This is a genomic window from Paenibacillus sp. BGI2013 (assembly GCF_002843485.1).
GTDB classification, from domain to species: domain Bacteria; phylum Bacillota; class Bacilli; order Paenibacillales; family Paenibacillaceae; genus Paenibacillus; species Paenibacillus amylolyticus.
In genome coordinates this window covers 517,341-534,879 of the sequence record NZ_PJFA01000002.1, presented here as the reverse complement: position 1 = coordinate 534,879, position 17,539 = coordinate 517,341, and the positions used below count along the sequence as shown (strand labels likewise).

Here is a 17,539-nt window from a genome sequence, read left to right as displayed (position 1 = left end):
AACAGAGACCTCTGGGATGTTCCAAGTTCTATAGGTACTTATAAGTTAATCCGCAAAATAATCTTCAGGCACATAACGAATCTCCGACTTCGCATAGATGCTTAGCGTGTGACTCTCCCTGTCGTATACTACCTGTTCACCATCTACGTAGTACCAGTGTTTCAAAAGGGGCTGATCCTTGCGTTGGACAAATCGAAATACGTTCAGTTCCTGTCTAAGCTCCATAATCTGTTCCACAATCTGCTCGTCCAGACCCGTAACGGTAAATATGAAACCTGTACCTTCTTGTTGGAACCGATAGGACAGCGAATCTGTTTTGCTATTAGCTAATCCTCGTCCGGTCACCGCATGTTTAACCATAAACCATTCCTGTTGCGCCATACGTGTATATCCTCCTTCATCTTGGAGTTCATTTCATCAGCCATCTACGGCAAATCAATAATCATATAGAACGTATCTTCGTTTCCTTGCAGTTCGATTGAATCCCGCTGTTCCACACGAGCCGTGTCGCCTTCGTTCAACAGGTACTCTCCATCCAATCCCAGCTTGCCTTCGATGGAGAAAATGTACATTCGGCGGCCTGCATCCTGATTAAAGGTTAACGTTTCGTCTTTGGCTAATCGGCCAAGGTAGATCGTCATATCCTGATGAATGGTCGCAACTCTTGGTCCCCCATCTGGGGATACAATCGGCACGAGTGCTCCTGCCAATGCCGCTGGATCAAATGATGTCGTCTCATAGGAGGGCTCCAACCCTTTTGTCTGTGGCATGAACCAGAGCTGAAGCAAACGTACTTCTTCGGTATCGGATGCATTATGTTCGGTATGAATCATGCCACTGCCTGCTGACATCCGCTGGATACCACCAAAGCCTGTAACGGCTACATTGCCCAGATTATCTTCATGTCGCAACTTGCCGTTCAGTACGATCGATACAATCTCCATATCACTATGCGGGTGAGCTCCAAAACCGCGACCAGGCGCAATCACATCGTCGTTCGCTACCCGCATCGGTCCAAACGCCGTATTCTCCGGGTCTTGGTATTCTCCGAAAGAAAAGCTGTGACTACCACGGAGCCAGCCTCGATCGAAGCTGGAGCGGGCATCGGATGGAATGACGTTAATCATAAAATGCATCCTCCTTATTTTTTCTTAGTAGCATACTTATTCTCATTGTAACAAACCTCAGGCATGTCGTCCAAACGAAAAAAGTTCTCTACTGATCAGCCCGGTTCGCAAATCAATTCCCGAACCGGCCTGGCCAATAAAGAACCTCGTTACAGGACTCATCCTGCACTTCATTATTTTTAGCAATCGTTAGTCAAATCAAGCACTCACATTCTGGCGAGCGCTCCCCTGTCTGGAGAACAGATAATCCACGGCCAGGAGGCGGCTTCCTGTGAAGAGCAGTGTCAGGGAACCCGCAAGCAGCAGGTAATCTAACTCGGTACCACTCAGGAACGGCTCACCCACTTTGGCTGTAAACAGAACGCCAACCATCACGATGGCAAACAGAGCAGCAAACACACGTGTTCCCAGACCCAGAATCATCGCTGCACCACCTACCAACTCAATGATGGCTACAACGGATGCAAGAAATCCGGGAATACCAATACTTTCGAAAAAACCTACCGTACCGCTGATTCCACCTTCGAATTTACTCCAGCCGTGCAATACAAAGATCAAACCGATCATAATCCTTGAGAAAAGTAATCCAATCTCTACACTTTTATTATTCATGTTCATCTTCCTTCCTCATTATATTTGACTTCACATGTAGCCCAATTAATCTATCCGATGGACCAAACAAACAAGATAGACAGCAATAGAAAAACAGTAGCCGACATCAGGACAGCATAACGTGGCAACCTCAGCGTTACGTCCTGTTCCGGGTCCAGCAGACGTGAAATGCGGACATTCACCGACGTATCCGCAAATGAGGATTGAACGGTCAGTTTTTTGACCCCCCAAGGTTCAGGACAAGCACGGAGCAACTTGAGCAAAGCACTGCCAATGCCTGCCACATTGCCTGTACGCTCAATGGCCTCATTGTCTGCCAGAATTTCTCTAACAATATTGTAATGTTTCGAAGTATGCTTCAATACAGGAATATACGGCATCATGATTGCAAATACCGATAACAGTGTTGTCTTCAGTGGGTCACGGTGCCACAGATGATGGACTTCGTGGTACACAACTGCAGTCTCCTCTTCTGCATCCAGCATCGTCAGAAGCCCCGTGGAAAGTACGATGCAAGGTCTCCATAGACCAATTGTAAATGCAACCGGAGAATGCTTGTCCACCACAATGAATCCCGGCTGTCCGAGATGGTGATACTTGGACTCCAGTTCGCGAGACAATGCACGCACCTCCATGGAGCGAAGCTTACGTACGGCTGCTCTGGTTTTCATCATACGCACCATTAACAACCAACCTGTTCCCGCAAATGTCAGCAATACCAGTGCCAGCAGGAAATGTCCCACGGATAACCATCCCAGTCGACTCATCCAATGATTGCAGAGCCAGAGCAGGTTAAACGGGATATCCCAGCCAAAAATTTTGTACATCGCGTACATGAACATCTGCATGAACACGAGTAACGGAATGCCAAACCCGACGGTAAACAAAAGTTTCGAGCGGGTCTTCCACATCTTAATCGCTATCCTTTTTCCATTGTTTGATCTTCTGTTCCAAGCGTTCAATCAGACCCGCATCTGCTTCGTCCAGCGCATCCAGCATATGATTCAATGCCAAAGCTCCGAATTCATCCACCAACTCATGTGACAGTTCCTTGGATTGGTCGTTCATAAACTCCTCCTTGCTCTGTACCGGTTGGTACAAAGATGTTCTGCCCTTTTGTGACTTTCCGAGAAGTCCCTTGTCTACGAGCCGGTTCATCACGGTCATGACTGTATTAAAATTGACGTCTTTGTCTTGTTCAAGTGCGGTCTGCACTTCACGGATGCTACTGCCAGGACGAGCCCATAAAATGTCCATGATCTTGGCCTCCAGCGGACCAAAAAATCGGTTGAGCCCACGCTCACCCACTTTGAAATTGTGTATTCTCATTTTCTGACACCCCTCACACTACCCATTGTAGTGCCATCAAATGAGAAGTCAACCTCTATGTCAGCTATTTTATGTAAATGATTTGTAAATTTGTTTTCCATTTCAGTAAAAAAGGCCAAAGACCGGGAGTTCCGCACGTTCGCGGTTCTGCCCGGTCTTCAACGAATATTAGTCCGTATGATGTTGTAGAACATGGTCAAACTGTACTTTATTTTCCATCCTGTGACGGCATATGTGCAGAAATATCCACGCCGAGTCCATGAGCCAAACGTCCGCCAAGCTGTCCATCCGCTCGGAAGAAGTGGCACAGGGCACGCATTTGAATATCAACAGATACGCCCTTAAGGTCATTGATCAGATTATCAAGCAAATGCTGCTGCTCTACAGGAGTAAATGAACGGAAAAGCTCCCCTGACTGCGTATAATCATCCGTCTTCTCGATTTTCTCTCTTGTAACATGCCCTTGCAACGGAACCTGACTGTCCCGGTATGCCGGATCTTCTTGCGGGCTGTTTCCTGAACTGTTGGGTTCATAGTTCACCGGAGATGGGTCCTGATTCACATTCATGAGTCCATCACGCTGATGATTACGAACGGGTGCGTACGGGCAATTCACCGGAATTTGCAAATAGTTCGGTCCAAGCCGGTGACGCTGTGTATCTGGATAGGAGAATAGGCGTCCTTGCAACAATTTGTCTTCGGAAGGCTCAATTCCGGGTACAAGCGCACTAGGAGAAAAGGCCGCCTGCTCCACTTCAGCAAAGAAGTTTTGTGGATTCCGATTCAGGGTCATGGTCCCTACCGTATGGAACGGCAATACATCTTCAGGCCATGTTTTGGTTGGATCGAGAGGATCAAAAGCAAAATCATCCATTTGCTCCGGCTTCAAGAGCTGTACCTGAAGCTTCCACTGCGGGTATTGCCCGTTCTTGATATGTTCATGCAGGTCCCGGGTAGCATGATTAAAGTCCTGTCCTTGTACCTCGGCAGCTTCCTGACGAGAGAAGCCTCGCACGCCTTGTGCAGACTCCCATTTGTATTTCACATAGTGGACCTGTCCCTGTGCATTAATCCATTTGAAAGCATGTACGCTGAAACCATCCATCTCCCGATAACTTGCTGGTGTGCCCAGATCAGAGAACAACCAGGTCATCATATGTGTTGATTCCGGTGAGAGGGTCATAAAGTCCCAATATCGGGCAGGTTCCTGAATGTTTGTATCCGGAGCCGGCTTCAAGGAATGCACCATATCAGGGAACTTCATCGCATCACGAATGAAGAAAACGGGCAGATGATTACCGACAATATCATAGTTGCCTTCCCGTGTGTAAAATTTGACGGAAAATCCACGTGGATCTCGTGCAGTCTCTGGTGATCCCGTACCATGAATAACGGTTGAAAAACGAACCAGCACATCCGTCTCCGTACCTGGATCTTGCAGGAAGTCAGCTGTTGTATAAGCCTTCATACTCTGCTCCAGCGTGAATACACCATGAGCTCCGGCACCTCTCGCATGTACGACTCTTTCGGGAATACGTTCACGGTCAAAGTGGGCTATTTTCTCAATGAGATGGTAGTCTTCAAGCAGTGTCGGCCCTCTTCTGCCTGCTGTGCGGGAATTCTGGTTGTCACCTACAGGTGCTCCCTGATTCGTTGTCATACGTTCTGTCATCATGTCGTCCTCCTCTAATGGGTCTCACGGCTGTTATATATCTACTATTAAAATCATATTCGGCTTCGGTTTAAATATACATTTAGACTTGATCTAACTGTTAAATTGATTCTAACATGTCCCACTCTACTCTTGCATGAGGTTCACATGAGATTAAGATGAGGTTCTTCAACATTCATGAATGAACTATGAACATGTTTTAAGGGAATGATTCTGATCTGCCTCTCTATTAGGTAGTACCCGAAAAAGCATGAAGTGAAAGATAAAATTTGGGCAAAAAAAAGCGGACTAATCCGCCAGGCGGTAGCCCACTCCTCTTACTGTTACAATATATTGCGGCGAAGACGCATTATCGCCCAATTTTTTGCGCAAGCTTTTGATATGAACATCGACCACATTACTTCCACCCGTAAAGTCCGTCTCCCAGATATCGCTGAGCATTTCCTCACGGGAAATGACTGCACCTTTGGCATCAATCAGCTTGAGTAACAGATCATATTCGGTCTTGGTTAGATGAATCCGGTTATTATCGCGCTGTACACTCATCCGTTCACGATCGAGCCACAGATCTTTGAATCCGATACGGTGCCCTTCCTCAGGCAAAAAACCACGGTTGGGCAGAGCAGGGCTGTTGCCAATCATGCGCTGCACTCGGTAAAGTGCTTCCTGCGGGCGTGCAGGCCACACCAGCAATTCCTCCTGAAGCATCGGTCCACTTGCACTGCCAATCATCTTCTCACCAACCAGATACAAACAAGGGGTTGTATGCTCAGCCTCACGATTCAATCGGCTGCTAATGCCGGCAAATGCATCGATAGTTCCAGCAACAGACAGATCATAGATCAACAGATCAAAGACAAGACGCTCATGCAGATCCGGTTCCCAGCGATGGAAGACCAGTACATCAAAGCAACTATCCGTTAAGGCCTTTACCAGTTCATGAACCTGCCCCGGCATCGGGCTGATCAGAATAACACGCCTTGTAACCGGACAATTGTCCACAAGGGGTGTTGAGTCAGACAAGGCTGGTTTAACCCTTAGGGGTAAACGGCGGCCAGGCAGTTTTATTTTTACTTGATCCGTTTGTTTCTGCATTCCCCGCAGACACCTCCAAAGACCACATGAGCATGATCGATTGCATATCCGGTTTCTTCAGCTACCTGTTTTATCCATTGTGGAGGAACCTCTGTCATCACCTCGTCCACTTTGCCGCACACTTCACACATAATATGCTGATGATCATCCATACGGGCATCGTACCGGCTTGCTGTCTCTCCGAGTTTAAGTTCCCGTATCAATTCTTTGTCCGTCAGATAACGAAGAGAGTTATACACCGTACCATAGGCCAGATTATATCCTTGTTCCACGAGTCGATTCATGACATCAGCAGCTGTCGGATGATCCTCTGAATGGCGCACCACATCATATACCGCTTGCCGTTGTATCGTCAGATTTAAAGTTCTCACAACCATTTCTCCTTTATTATTGATCCATTTTATATGAAATCAGACACTGATCTTCTACTTATGATGGTCTTCCCAAAAAGAAGGAATATATTTTGATTTAGATTAAGTATAAATCTCATTGCATATTGAAGTCAATATCACTCTAACATCCTGTATATGCAAATAAACCACCTTTACCAGCAATCCCCTCATAAATTTGGGATAATATGGTTCGCTACAGCGCAAATTTTCAGATAAAATATAAGGATGTGCGTAAAAAGGGGGAATGTCGGTTGTTTAGCACTTTTTTCATTAATATCTGTGTCATGATTACGTTTATGTATGTGTCCGGGATCATCGCAAAGTTCTATAGTATCCGATTGCCTTTTCCCTCGTTACGTGTTCAGTTGATCGGCGGCTTATTATTCGGTATATATGGCACAGTACTCATGAACTATTCATTCCCTCTGAACGAAACTACGATTGTAGATCTACGGCATCTGGCCATCGTTACCGCAGCGGTATATATGGGAGGATTGGCTTCGGTCGTTACGGGACTCATGATCTCGATCATTCGTATTCTGATGTTCGGCTTATCATCCTCTGCCATAGATGCAGGTTTTGTCATGACTCTGATCGGACTGTCCGGTGTATACTTCGCCTATGCTCCTTGGTCCAGACTGACTAAAATAATTACAATGAATCTGCTTGGCATGACATTAATTTTTATCATCCTTATGTTGAACACGGACAGCATGAATTCATTAATGAAGATATATCCGTTACAAATGACCATTTCTTTTGCCGGTGGAATATTTATCTATTTCATTGCAGAATTCATTAATAAATCCAATGAAATGTTATTTCTATTGGAAAAAAGAGCTTCTACCGATCATCTTACCAACCTGAGCAATCGACGACAGTTCGAAAAATCACTTCAACTGGAACTACAGCGTGCGCGGGATTACCAACAGAAGCTTTCCTTGCTTGCCATTGATATTGACCGATTCAAAAAGGTAAACGACACCTATGGTCATTCCGCTGGCGATGCGGTCCTGAAGCAACTTGGACAACTGCTTGTTGAGCATGCACGTTCTGCTGATATCGTATCACGAAACGGTGGGGAAGAATTCGCCATTCTCTTGCTCGACTGTGGACACCGTCAGGCCGTGGCTACCGCCGAATCTATACGACAGGCTGTAGAGAAATACCATTTTGCTCTGCCCGACGGGCACACGACACGTCTAACCATCTCCATTGGTGTAGCCGTATATCCCGATCATTGTGATGATCATGACGATGACGACTTCTTCGAACAGGCCGATCGTGCTTTATATGAAGCCAAGAATACAGGGCGTAACCGTGTGTGTGCCTTAACTTTTCGTTCCTTGCCTCTTACGCTTTAAAGTAAGATCTAACCTTTCAACGTTCTCCAAAAAAGGGATGTCTCGTTCGCCTATTCAGGCGCACAGGACATCCCTTTCTTTATAGATCATTGCATATCATCTCAGCTTGTGTAAAATGACAGGAGATCAAGCAAGGATGCTCTCAATCTCCTCCACAATGGCAGCATCCAGCTTCACGCCAGATGCAGCCGCGTTCTCTTTTACCTGCTCGGGACGACTCGCCCCTACAAGTGCACTGGATACATTGTTCTGGCGCAGAATCCAAGCCAGGGCCAGTTGGCCAACCTTCAGATCCAGCTTGTCCGCCACTTCAATCAGTTGACGAACTTTCCCGATACGATCCGCATTGATCTTTCCTTCGTCCCATCCTAGCTTGGCAGCACGGCTATTCTCTGGGATATCGGAAACGGACGTATATTTCCCGGTCAATAGACCTTGAGCAAGCGGGGAATATACGACTTGTCCGATGCCTTTACGCTCACCGAGCGGGATAATTTCATTTTCGATATAACGGTCAAACATGTTGTACACCGGCTGATTAACCACGATACGATCCAGAAGCAGACGATCTGCTGTACCCAACGCAGCTTCCATCTGAGCCGCTGTCCACTGGCTGACGCCTACATATAACACTTTGCCTTGGCGTACCAGATCATCGAGCGCGCGGAGTGTTTCTTCAATTGGTGTTTCGGTATGATAACGATGGCAGTAATAGATATCCACATATTCAACGCCCAGGCGCTTCAAGCTGGCTTCACATTGCTCCTTGATATGTTTCCGAGACAACCCCTGGTCATTCGGACCATCACCCATTTTGCCAAATACTTTGGTTGCAAGTACATAAGAGTCACGGGAATATGCTTTGAGCGTCTGCCCCAGCAGTTCTTCTGCTGCACCCCGTTCGTATACATTGGCAGTATCAAAAAAGTTAATGCCTTCATCAAATGCAGTTTCAATTGATTTCACCGCATTCTCACGTTCCACATACCCTCCGTACGTCAGCCAGCTTCCCAGGCTGATCTCGCTCACTTTCAGTCCGCTTCCACCTAATCTGCGATAATCCATTGATTGCATATCCTCCTCTGTTGGTTATAAAGATGAAGTTCACTTACTATTGTAACGTAACCAGCTCGGAATAAAAGGGCTTTGGCTCAGAAAATGGAAAATGAAAAGAAGCGCACCTATAACCGGTGCGCCGAATAAAGATTTATCTATGATCATGATTTAAGGCAAAGTAATACTCAATGCATTCAACAGATCAGCCTGTCTGACCGGCTTGGTCAGAACAGCATCAAATGCTTCTGCTTCATGCAATTCAATGTGCATCCCATAAGGAACAAGAACAATGACGGGCAGATTCTCCAGGCGCTGTTTCAGTTCATGTACAAAATCAACTGCGCCGCCTTCCAGTAACCCCATATCCACAACGGCTACATCCGGCATGAATCCTTCCTTGATCCAATCATGCGCTAATGTCACACCGGAGGTCATGTGTACATCCATCTCCCACCTACGCATCAGGGAAGAGACGCCTTGCAAAATGTCAGGGTCCTTGGCAAGCAACACCTTTTTCCCTTTTAACCGCTGCTGAACACTTGCGAGTTGAGGTAACTCCCAGTATCTGCGCAACGGAAGGGAGATGTTAAATTCCGTCTCATTTTCCTTCACACTGCTCACCTGAATACGGCCATGCATGAGAATGGCAAGATTCTGGCTTACAGCTAAACCTAGATTGCTTCCAATCAGTTTTTGGATATTCAAATTTTCATCTTGGCTGTTAAAGGTTTGTGTCTTCTTGTCCGATAACATCTGACCCGTGTACTTCACCTTGAGCTGAAGTGTACCGGTCTCCTCCAATTCTCCTCCGTTCACCACTGCTGTGATCAGAACGGAACCTTCACGCGTTGAATCGAGAGCATATTGAATGACGTGTGCAAGCAACTGTCCAATCTTGACTTCATCACCAACAAACACTTGAGATACATTCAGTTCAAGATTTAATCCCAGCTCAATGTTCTTGCCCGTCGCAATCCCGGCATAGAGATACACGGTATTCTCAATGGTGCCTACCAGATCAAACGGATCATCATGTATAACCGTTTTACCTGCTTCATTAATGTTGAAATTCATCATATTATTCAGCAAGGAAAGCAGAATATTGCCGCTTGTCTCAATCATGTTCACATATTCGGACTGCTCCTCAGGCATATCCGGTGTGCGCATCAGATCTGTCAGTCCCAAAATACCGTTCAAAGGATTGCGAATCTCGTGACTCATTAGCTTCAACATCTGTGTTTTGGTCATAGCCTCAGATTCGGCACGTTCTTTCTCTGCCTGGAGCTGTTCTTGCATTTGTTCCGAATCACTCAATTTCTGCTCCTGAACATGCAACGTGCTTTCCAGATCAACAACATAACCCAGGAATACAGCCATTGCCTTCAGTGTCTTCATATCGGTTTCGCTGATCACATAACCAGGATCATCCATCAGACAGATGGTACCAAATGTTTCGCCCGATCTTCTCATAATAGGCACGCCCACGAAGAAGCGATTGCCAAGTCCGCTCGTAACGCCCATGGATCGTGTCATCGGATGTTCACATGTATCCGGGATCGTAAGAACGCTACCGTTGTCTCTTAATACCAGGCTGCAATATGAATCCGTAAATGGAAGTGCACTGCCTTTAACAACTAACTCTTCCGTACGATTAAAGGCCTCCAAAATGACATTGGTCACCCCGTCATTCGTGGCAACAAAGATGGTATTGACCTTCAATATACCACTTAATACGTCTACGATATGAGCCGCAGCTTCCTTTATATCTTCATAGAAGCCTCTTGTAATGCCTTCTGCCGTCCCCATGATTCACCCCTCTTATCTTAGCTGCACTTTCAAATCTGTATTTCAGAATGTTTAATCACGTACAGGGGTCATCAAAAATCCGAATAGCTGTCACAATCTATACTTATATGATTAACACCGTAGAAGTATAAGAGAATCATACTCCCTGCCTATTGCCCATTTGTGGACAAAAGCAGGTCTTAAACGGATGGTTTAACGACCGCGAATTCATTGCAACTCGCCTTTTCAGCTTGATTAAAGTCCATCTTGTCCGACTTCGGATATTATACTTGCAGAATAACTAGAAATTATACGCTTCCGCTCAGACTTTGGGAACCTTTATCCGTAGCAATTAAAGGAAAGTCCACTTTGTTCAGTAAGCTGTGTGATCATTATCACACCCAAAAAACCACATATAGTTTATAAATGGATAAGACGAATCTACATATAGTATTTAACGTGAATTGAATGATAACCAAAATCATTTTAGGAGGAACCTTACATGAACATGCTTGAGTATGCCACCCCACTGGCATCCGATCTATTATCCGACCTGGGAAGACGAATTATTGGCGCAGAAGACGCCGATACGCTGAGGGAAAATGCGAATCTGAACGGGGATTCCTTCAGTGGTAAGATGAGCAGGCTCGGTTCGGAGACCGCCAAGTGGCATGCTCTGCGTCATGTGTTGCCGGAAGAGCTTGCCCAAGCTGTGGAGAATGGGGATCTGTATGTACACGATCTGGATCAGTATGCACTTGGAACGACCAACTGTATCTTTATCCCGTTTGACCGTCTCCTTGCTGCGGGTTTCAACACAGGTAACGGATCGGTTCGCACACCTCAGACGATCATGTCTGCCATGGCTCTGGTTGCGATCATCTTCCAATCCCAGCAGAACAGTCAATATGGCGGTGTATCGGCCAATAAAATTGACTGGGATCTGGCCCCTTATGTACAGCGATCGTTCCGCAAACACTACCGCAAAGGGCAACGGCTCTTTGGTGAAAATGTTCTGATCGGGGATGAACAGCTTCATCTGGATAGCATCGAAGCGAAGAATCAATGTCCGCGGGCATATGCCTTCGCCTATGAAGAGACTGAATTGGAGACAGGACAAGCTGCTGAATCACTGATTCATAACCTGAATACGATGAGCAGCCGGGCGGGTGGTCAGATTCCATTTACTTCACTGAACTATGGATTATGTACTTCTGCGGAAGGACGGTTGGTATCACGCTCGTTGCTGGAAGCAACCATTCGTGGCCTGGGCAACGGGGAGACTCCCGTGTTCCCTCAACATATTTTCCAATGTAAACAGGGGATCAATCAGGCTCAAGGAGAGCCGAACTATGATCTGTTCCGGCTCGCAGTCACCTGTTCATCCCGGCGGATGTATCCTAACTTTGTCAATGTGGATGCCTCTTTCAATCTGCCTTTCTATCATCCGGAAGATCCGGATACGATCATTGCAACTATGGGATGCCGCACACGTACACTGGCTGACCGGTTTGGTCGCAATCGTCAAAGTGGTAAAGGTAATCTGTCCTTCAACACCATTAACCTCGTGAAGCTCGGCATCCGGTTTGGCATCTGCCAAGGTGCAAGAGCTGTCGCTGACCGAGCCGGATTCTATACTGCTTTGGAGTCAGTTATGCATAATGCCGCTTCCGGCCTGTTGCACCGCTACCGAATTCAGACATTGCAGCCTGCCAAGGCATCGGACTTCATGATGCGGGAGGGTGTATGGGAAGGTGGAGAACAGCTTGGCCCGAACGAGCCGGTTGCCGAGCTTTTAAAGCATGGAACATTATCTCTTGGTTTTATCGGTCTCGCGGAATGTATGACAGCTCTCTATGGGCGCCATCATGGGCAGGATCCTCATGTACATCGCGAAGCGCTCAACATTATTCGGACCATGAGAGAGTTCTGTGACCGGATGAGCGAGCAGCATAACTTGAATATCACACTGTTTGCCACACCTGCTGAAGGGTTGTCCGGCAAATTCACGAAGATCGACAGAGAGCGTTATGGCATTATTCCCGGAGTGAATGATCGGGAGTATTATACGAATTCATTCCATATCCCGGTCTACCACACGCTTCCAGCATATCGGAAGATTGAACTGGAGGCCCCATTCCACACTTTATGTAACGCGGGTGCGATCTCCTATGTGGAGCTTGACGGAAACGTTCGGGCCAACACCGCAGCTTTCCTGCGAATTGTACAGTATGCACTGGCGCAGGATATCGGTTATTTCTCCATTAATCATCCAATTGATCGCTGCCCTGCATGTGGTTATGAAGGCGTCATTGGGGATGTATGCCCAAGCTGTGAAGCCCATGAGAACCATGTACACTTCCAGCGGTTACGCCGCGTAACTGGCTATCTGACCGGAGATTACAAAGTACGCTTCAATGCTGCGAAGCAAGCCGAAGTGCGGGATCGGGTGAAACACCGGTGAATCTATATGGTTACATCCCGGAATCGGTTAATGAAGGAATCGGCCTGCGTGCCGTGTTGTTCATCAGCGGATGCCGTCACGCCTGTCCGGGCTGCTTCAGTCCGGATTCATGGAGCTTTCGAGCGGGTGAGCCCTTTACAGAGGAGCGGCAGCAGCAGATTCTGCATGAAGTGACGACCCATCCGTTACTGGATGGCGTTACGTTGTGTGGTGGTGATCCCTTTTTCTCGGCAGCAGAATGTACGTCTTGGGTCCAGCAGCTCCGCGCTACACGTCCTGATCTGACGGTATGGGCCTACACGGGATTCGAATATGAAGAACTGATTACCGACCCTGCAAGAGCGGAGCTTGCCCGGTTGTGCGATGTGATTATTGACGGTCGATACGTTGAAGCAGAGCGTGATGTTTCCCTTCCCTTCCGCGGCAGCCGGAATCAGCGTTTGATTGATGTCCGTGCAACACTAGCCACTCGAACCATCGTTACAATGCAGCTCAGTATGCTGTAAACATTGGTTTTATTCCCCTCACCAACTAACAAGGCACGGGTCCCCAGCGGACTCGTGTCTTGTTGGCGTATAGTGGTCTGCTTTAAGAAATAGGTTTTATCCATTCTCTCTATTTTCTTCTCTATTGCATGACGATATATAATATAGGTAGTTACTAAGTTAGCATTTAAAATTTAACCGTTTACATAAGGTAACCAGGGAGGAATCATCTTTTATATGGATATTGTTCAAGCATTAATTACATGTATGCCTTTCTTTCGAGATACGATTCGTCAGGATGTAACCCTCTCCGTTATTGATCATGAGAAATTCCTATATTTCTCAGCAGGGGAATCGTTAAAGCAACTGAATTATCAACCCGGCGACCCTCTGTTGGATGGAAATCGAAATTTTGCTGATCTCAACGGCGGTACCGTCAAACGATTCGATCACTACCCTAAAGATTTATTCGGTGTTCCTTTTGACGTGGCTTTTATCCCCATTAAAAATGAAAAAGGTGAAGTCATCGCCCTGTTCAACCTGCTCTACAGTATGGATGACCAGGACCAGCTGCAACAGCTCATGGATGCTACCGAAAATCTGACCAACCAGTTAATTGACAGTGTACAGCATGTAGCTGCACACTCCGAGGAACTCAGTGCCACAACCGAAGAGATCCGGAATAATTCCAAACAAGCCGTACAGAAATCAGGCAATGTAACTCAAGTCGCCAGCTTCATTCGTGAAATCTCCGAACAAACCAATCTGCTCGGCTTGAATGCAGCCATTGAAGCTGCTCGTGTAGGTGAAGCAGGTGCAGGTTTTGGCGTTGTTGCCAAAGAAATTCGCAAACTGTCTGTGGATACCAAAGAAGCAACGGCCCGTATTGAAGATTCTCTTCTCTCTGTTCGGCAATCCATTCAAGGCATGGAGAATGAACTTGGTGAGATCACTGCCAGCTCCCAAGAACAGGCTGAACTCGTAAACAATTTCATGAGCACAATTGAGCAGCTGAATGAAACCAACAAACAATTGAAGCAATTTGTGCAAAAAATGATTACGTTTGACGGAAAATAAAAATACGTTTAATGGACAATAAAAAATGCGTTTGATAGCAAACAATAAACAAAAGCCTCCGAATAAGTTCGGAGGCTTTTTCATGAGTTATTTGACTTAACGAATCTTGAAGTGACTGATGCGCACGCCTGCAGACAACACAATGTATACATCCTGCGCACCTGATGCACCTGTGAGTTCAGCCTTCACGGTAGACCACTGCTGGGCTTCACCTTGCGCCAGTTCCACACGTCCTGCGAGCGTACCGTCTGGTGAACCGAGTCGAACTTCTAACACAGCACCTGCTTGTTCTGCGGAGACACGCGCTTCAATTGCTGCTGCCCCACTACCCAGATCGGCATCCTTGAAAGCAATCCATCCTTGCTCTCCAACTACACGGACAGCACTTCCGCCCTCTTTGCTCTCATCCAGATCAACACCCAGGTAAGCATCATAATTCTCGGCACGAGTAGCCACACCTAGATTACGGGCAGGGATCGTCTCTCCTTCTACCGTCAGGTCTGCAACCAGTTGGACATCAGAGGATGACTTGGCAACCATGATGGAGTAAGTTCCACTTTCCACGACATACCGATCACGAGTTACATCCCAGATTGCCAGTTCCTGAACAGGCAAGGTGAAGCTGACTTTCGCTGTAGCTCCCGCTTCGATATGAAGACGACGGAATCCTTTTAACGTTTTGAGTGGACGTTTCACCCGGGATTTGCCTGCACGAACGTACAACTGTACAACTTCGTCACTGGCGATTGAACCCGTATTGCTCACATCTACAGTTACCGTAACGTTGCCCTCTGTACCCACTTGAGCTGGGCTAAGTTCCAAATTGCTGTATTTAAACGTTGCATACGTCAGACCATGTCCAAACGGATACAATACATTACCTTCAAAATATTGATATGTCCGACCAGATTGAATGATATCGTAATCCTTGATGTCGGTCAGTTGATCTGCCGATTGTACCCATGTCATATTCAGACGGCCTGCTGGTGCATAGTCGCCATACAAGACGTCAGCTACTGCGTTACCCAGTTCCTGTCCTGCGTGTGAAGTATACAATACCGCCGGGATGTTCTCCTGAACCCAGTTGGATGTGAACGGATAACTACCCACGATGACAACTACCGTGTTCGGGTTCGCGGCATAGACCGCCTCAACCAGACGTTGCTGGGATCCGGCGAGATCCAGACTTGGACGGTCAATCTCTTCTTTACCATTTACAAGCGGATTATTACCAACAAAAACAATCGCCGTTTCCGCAGCCTTAGCCGCTGCTACCGCTTCTTCAAGTCCGTTCACAATCACATCCTGCTTGAACGTCTCTGTGGCACCAAAGGTTTTCAGTTCTTCGGACACTACTAATGCATCGTTTCCACCATTAGGTGCAGTCACCGTTTTGCCATTCCAAGTAGTCAGACCTACACTGCCATCCTCTTGTGGCAACAGGTGGAATACTTCCTTCACGAACCAGCCGTATACTTCATCAGCGGAAGCCGTTACGGTCTCTTCATCTGTGGTCAGATATTTGCCGTTGCTTTCGGCCTGCAAGTTATAACTTCCGAAGCCCCAGTCGGAAACCATGAACGTCTCCGCTTCTCCCGAAGCAATCACAGGTGATTTTTCACCTTCTGCCAGTCCAATTTTCTTCCCACTGGCTACGGAAGTTAACGTAATACGGTCATTACCATCCTTAAACGATACTTTATCGTTGCCTACTTTGCCACGGATCGCCTCAAGTGGGGATACGTTATACGGCATGGTGCCTGCATACCAGTCACGATAGACGGTTCCGCCCAATTGACCAATCACAGCCACTTTACCAGCTTTTGTTTTGTCCAGCGGGAGCGTGCCTTTGTCATTTTTGAGCAATACCACTTGTTCTCTTGCGGCTCTGAGCGACAGTTCTTTTGCTTTCTCCGTCATCATGGACTCTTCACCAATAGCAGCGTACGGGTTGTCTTCTTCCGGATCGAACTCGCCTAGACGGAAACGCACACGGAACGTATTGAACAACGCCTTATCGATGTCATCCATCGTGAGTGTACCTTGTTCCAATCCTTCACGCAGTGCCTGTTTGGACAGCTCAGCATCATCGGTGATGCTATCAATTCCGGCCTTCACGGATTCTACGGTACCTGGTGTGTGGGAATCATAGTATTTATGATCATTCTTGATGCCCATTACGTCGCCTGCATCACTGACAATGAAACCATCCATGCCCCATTCGCCTTTGACAATCTCGTTCACAAAAGGATGCAACAACGCTGGCGTACCATTAATGGAGTTGTACGCTGTCATCATGGACTGTGCGCCGCCTTCCTTAAATGGCTTCTCAAACGCCTTCAGATAATATTCACGCATGTTACGTGGATCAATGCTGGACGAACCACTTCCGCGATCCACTTCGTTATTATTGGCGAGGAAATGCTTCAAGGTAGCGACCGCTTTGTAATACTTTGGATGGTCACCCTGGATTCCTTTGACCAATGCTGTTGTCAGCTCGGCTGTCAGTTCCGGGTCTTCACCATACGCCTCTTCATTCCGTCCCCAGCGCGGGTCACGTTCCATATCCACTGTAGGTGCCCACAGCGTAAGACCGTTCACTGCCGGATTTCGTTTATAAAATACACGCGCCTCGTCTCCGAGTACGGAGCCAATCTCTTTCATCAGATCCGCATCCCATGTGCATGCAAGCCCCACCGGTTGTGGGAAGGATGTTGCTTCTCCAAGCCAGGCCAAGCCGTGGGCCGCTTCTGTACCATGTTTGTATGCAGGCACACCCAGGCGGTCTACTGCCGGCTGATATTGCAGCATGGATTCAATTTTTTCATCTTCCGTCAAGCGGGATACAAGGTCCTTCACCCGGGTGTCTAACTCTAGTGCTGTATCTTGAAACGGATATTTCGTTTGGTTGGTCGTCATATAGAATCTCCTTTGGTTATCGGTAGTTAATTAAAATGATAGCGAATACATATATTAAGAAAAAACGGGGTTAATTCGGATGAAATCTTTCTTCCGATGAATCAATTAATCCTTTTATAATCAACGTTTATAGGTGTGAAACCTGATCTCCTTTTCAAAACC

15 protein-coding genes are annotated in these 17,539 nt (G+C 46.9%); 4 read left to right on the top strand and 11 right to left on the bottom strand.

Features of this window, described 5'->3' with window-relative positions; genetic code table 11:
- Positions 1–45: 45 nt before the first annotated feature.
- The 8 genes from CXK86_RS06235 to CXK86_RS06200 form a co-directional block, all read right to left on the bottom strand.
- Positions 46–381, bottom strand: a complete 336-nt coding sequence (locus tag CXK86_RS06235) for a hypothetical protein (RefSeq protein ID WP_076253683.1) — start codon at positions 379–381, stop codon at positions 46–48.
- A gap of 44 nt (positions 382–425) precedes the next feature.
- Complete coding sequence (locus tag CXK86_RS06230) at positions 426–1,127, bottom strand: pirin family protein (RefSeq protein ID WP_036612794.1); 702 nt, start codon at positions 1,125–1,127, stop codon at positions 426–428.
- 198 nt (positions 1,128–1,325) lie between these two features.
- Entirely contained in the window at positions 1,326–1,739 is a 414-nt protein-coding gene (locus CXK86_RS06225) for a DoxX family protein (RefSeq protein WP_083684969.1), read from the bottom strand.
- A 50-nt stretch (positions 1,740–1,789) separates the two neighbouring features.
- The gene (locus tag CXK86_RS06220) at positions 1,790–2,626 is read right to left on the bottom strand and encodes a M56 family metallopeptidase (protein ID WP_180361729.1); all 837 of its coding nucleotides are present in this window, start codon (positions 2,624–2,626) and stop codon (positions 1,790–1,792) included.
- A 25-nt stretch (positions 2,627–2,651) separates the two neighbouring features.
- Positions 2,652–3,068: a BlaI/MecI/CopY family transcriptional regulator gene (locus CXK86_RS06215; protein WP_017691824.1), complete on the bottom strand. Its 417-nt coding sequence runs from the start codon at positions 3,066–3,068 to the stop codon at positions 2,652–2,654.
- A gap of 208 nt (positions 3,069–3,276) precedes the next feature.
- A complete protein-coding gene (locus CXK86_RS06210; protein WP_047840780.1) occupies positions 3,277–4,740 on the bottom strand; it encodes a catalase in 1,464 nt (487 codons plus the stop codon).
- A 288-nt stretch (positions 4,741–5,028) separates the two neighbouring features.
- Entirely contained in the window at positions 5,029–5,835 is an 807-nt protein-coding gene (locus CXK86_RS06205) for a winged helix-turn-helix transcriptional regulator (protein WP_036612804.1), read from the bottom strand.
- Positions 5,811–6,206 carry a Fur family transcriptional regulator gene (locus CXK86_RS06200; RefSeq protein WP_101313529.1) on the bottom strand — a complete coding sequence of 132 codons (396 nt, stop codon included), beginning with the start codon at positions 6,204–6,206 and terminating at the stop codon, positions 5,811–5,813. The genes CXK86_RS06205 and CXK86_RS06200 overlap by 25 nt, the downstream gene beginning before the upstream one ends.
- 272 nt (positions 6,207–6,478) lie before the next feature.
- Here CXK86_RS06200 and CXK86_RS06195 point away from each other — a divergent pair, with 272 nt between their 5' ends.
- Entirely contained in the window at positions 6,479–7,591 is a 1,113-nt protein-coding gene (locus tag CXK86_RS06195) for a GGDEF domain-containing protein (protein WP_076319286.1), read from the top strand.
- Positions 7,592–7,717: 126 nt separating this feature from the next.
- Here the strand turns inward: CXK86_RS06195 and CXK86_RS06190 are convergent, their stop codons facing one another.
- Both CXK86_RS06190 and CXK86_RS06185 read right to left on the bottom strand, forming a co-directional pair.
- Positions 7,718–8,656 (bottom strand): aldo/keto reductase family protein, encoded by a 939-nt coding sequence (locus CXK86_RS06190; protein WP_047840782.1) that lies wholly within the window; start codon positions 8,654–8,656, stop codon positions 7,718–7,720.
- Between the two features lie 159 nt (positions 8,657–8,815).
- Positions 8,816–10,453, bottom strand: coding sequence for a hybrid sensor histidine kinase/response regulator (locus CXK86_RS06185; RefSeq protein ID WP_076253688.1), 1,638 nt, complete (start codon positions 10,451–10,453; stop codon positions 8,816–8,818).
- Positions 10,454–10,934: 481 nt separating this feature from the next.
- Here CXK86_RS06185 and CXK86_RS06180 point away from each other — a divergent pair, with 481 nt between their 5' ends.
- The 3 genes from CXK86_RS06180 (at position 10,935) to CXK86_RS06170 (ending at position 14,458) form a co-directional block, all read left to right on the top strand.
- Complete coding sequence (locus tag CXK86_RS06180) at positions 10,935–12,896, top strand: anaerobic ribonucleoside triphosphate reductase (RefSeq protein WP_051447284.1); 1,962 nt, start codon at positions 10,935–10,937, stop codon at positions 12,894–12,896.
- Positions 12,893–13,402, top strand: coding sequence for an anaerobic ribonucleoside-triphosphate reductase activating protein (gene nrdG / locus CXK86_RS06175; protein WP_076253689.1), 510 nt, complete (start codon positions 12,893–12,895; stop codon positions 13,400–13,402). The genes CXK86_RS06180 and nrdG overlap by 4 nt, the downstream gene beginning before the upstream one ends.
- A gap of 216 nt (positions 13,403–13,618) precedes the next feature.
- The gene (locus tag CXK86_RS06170) at positions 13,619–14,458 is read left to right on the top strand and encodes a methyl-accepting chemotaxis protein (protein ID WP_036612816.1); all 840 of its coding nucleotides are present in this window, start codon (positions 13,619–13,621) and stop codon (positions 14,456–14,458) included.
- Between the two features lie 96 nt (positions 14,459–14,554).
- Here CXK86_RS06170 and CXK86_RS06165 read toward each other — a convergent pair whose 3' ends face one another.
- Positions 14,555–17,377, bottom strand: coding sequence for a glycoside hydrolase family 3 C-terminal domain-containing protein (locus CXK86_RS06165; RefSeq protein ID WP_076253690.1), 2,823 nt, complete (start codon positions 17,375–17,377; stop codon positions 14,555–14,557).
- Between the last annotated feature and the right edge of the window lie 162 nt (positions 17,378–17,539).

Coding starts and splice junctions, on each gene's coding strand:
- CXK86_RS06185 (WP_076253688.1), bottom strand. CDS start 10,453: ATGGGGACGGCAGAAGGCATTACAAGAGGCTTCTATGAAGATATAAAG.
- CXK86_RS06235 (WP_076253683.1), bottom strand. CDS start 381: ATGGCGCAACAGGAATGGTTTATGGTTAAACATGCGGTGACCGGACGA.
- CXK86_RS06215 (WP_017691824.1), bottom strand. CDS start 3,068: ATGAGAATACACAATTTCAAAGTGGGTGAGCGTGGGCTCAACCGATTT.
- CXK86_RS06205 (WP_036612804.1), bottom strand. CDS start 5,835: ATGCAGAAACAAACGGATCAAGTAAAAATAAAACTGCCTGGCCGCCGT.
- CXK86_RS06170 (WP_036612816.1), top strand. CDS start 13,619: ATGGATATTGTTCAAGCATTAATTACATGTATGCCTTTCTTTCGAGAT.
- CXK86_RS06190 (WP_047840782.1), bottom strand. CDS start 8,656: ATGGATTATCGCAGATTAGGTGGAAGCGGACTGAAAGTGAGCGAGATC.
- CXK86_RS06230 (WP_036612794.1), bottom strand. CDS start 1,127: ATGATTAACGTCATTCCATCCGATGCCCGCTCCAGCTTCGATCGAGGC.
- CXK86_RS06180 (WP_051447284.1), top strand. CDS start 10,935: ATGAACATGCTTGAGTATGCCACCCCACTGGCATCCGATCTATTATCC.
- CXK86_RS06210 (WP_047840780.1), bottom strand. CDS start 4,740: ATGACAGAACGTATGACAACGAATCAGGGAGCACCTGTAGGTGACAAC.
- CXK86_RS06165 (WP_076253690.1), bottom strand. CDS start 17,377: ATGACGACCAACCAAACGAAATATCCGTTTCAAGATACAGCACTAGAG.
- CXK86_RS06225 (WP_083684969.1), bottom strand. CDS start 1,739: ATGAATAATAAAAGTGTAGAGATTGGATTACTTTTCTCAAGGATTATG.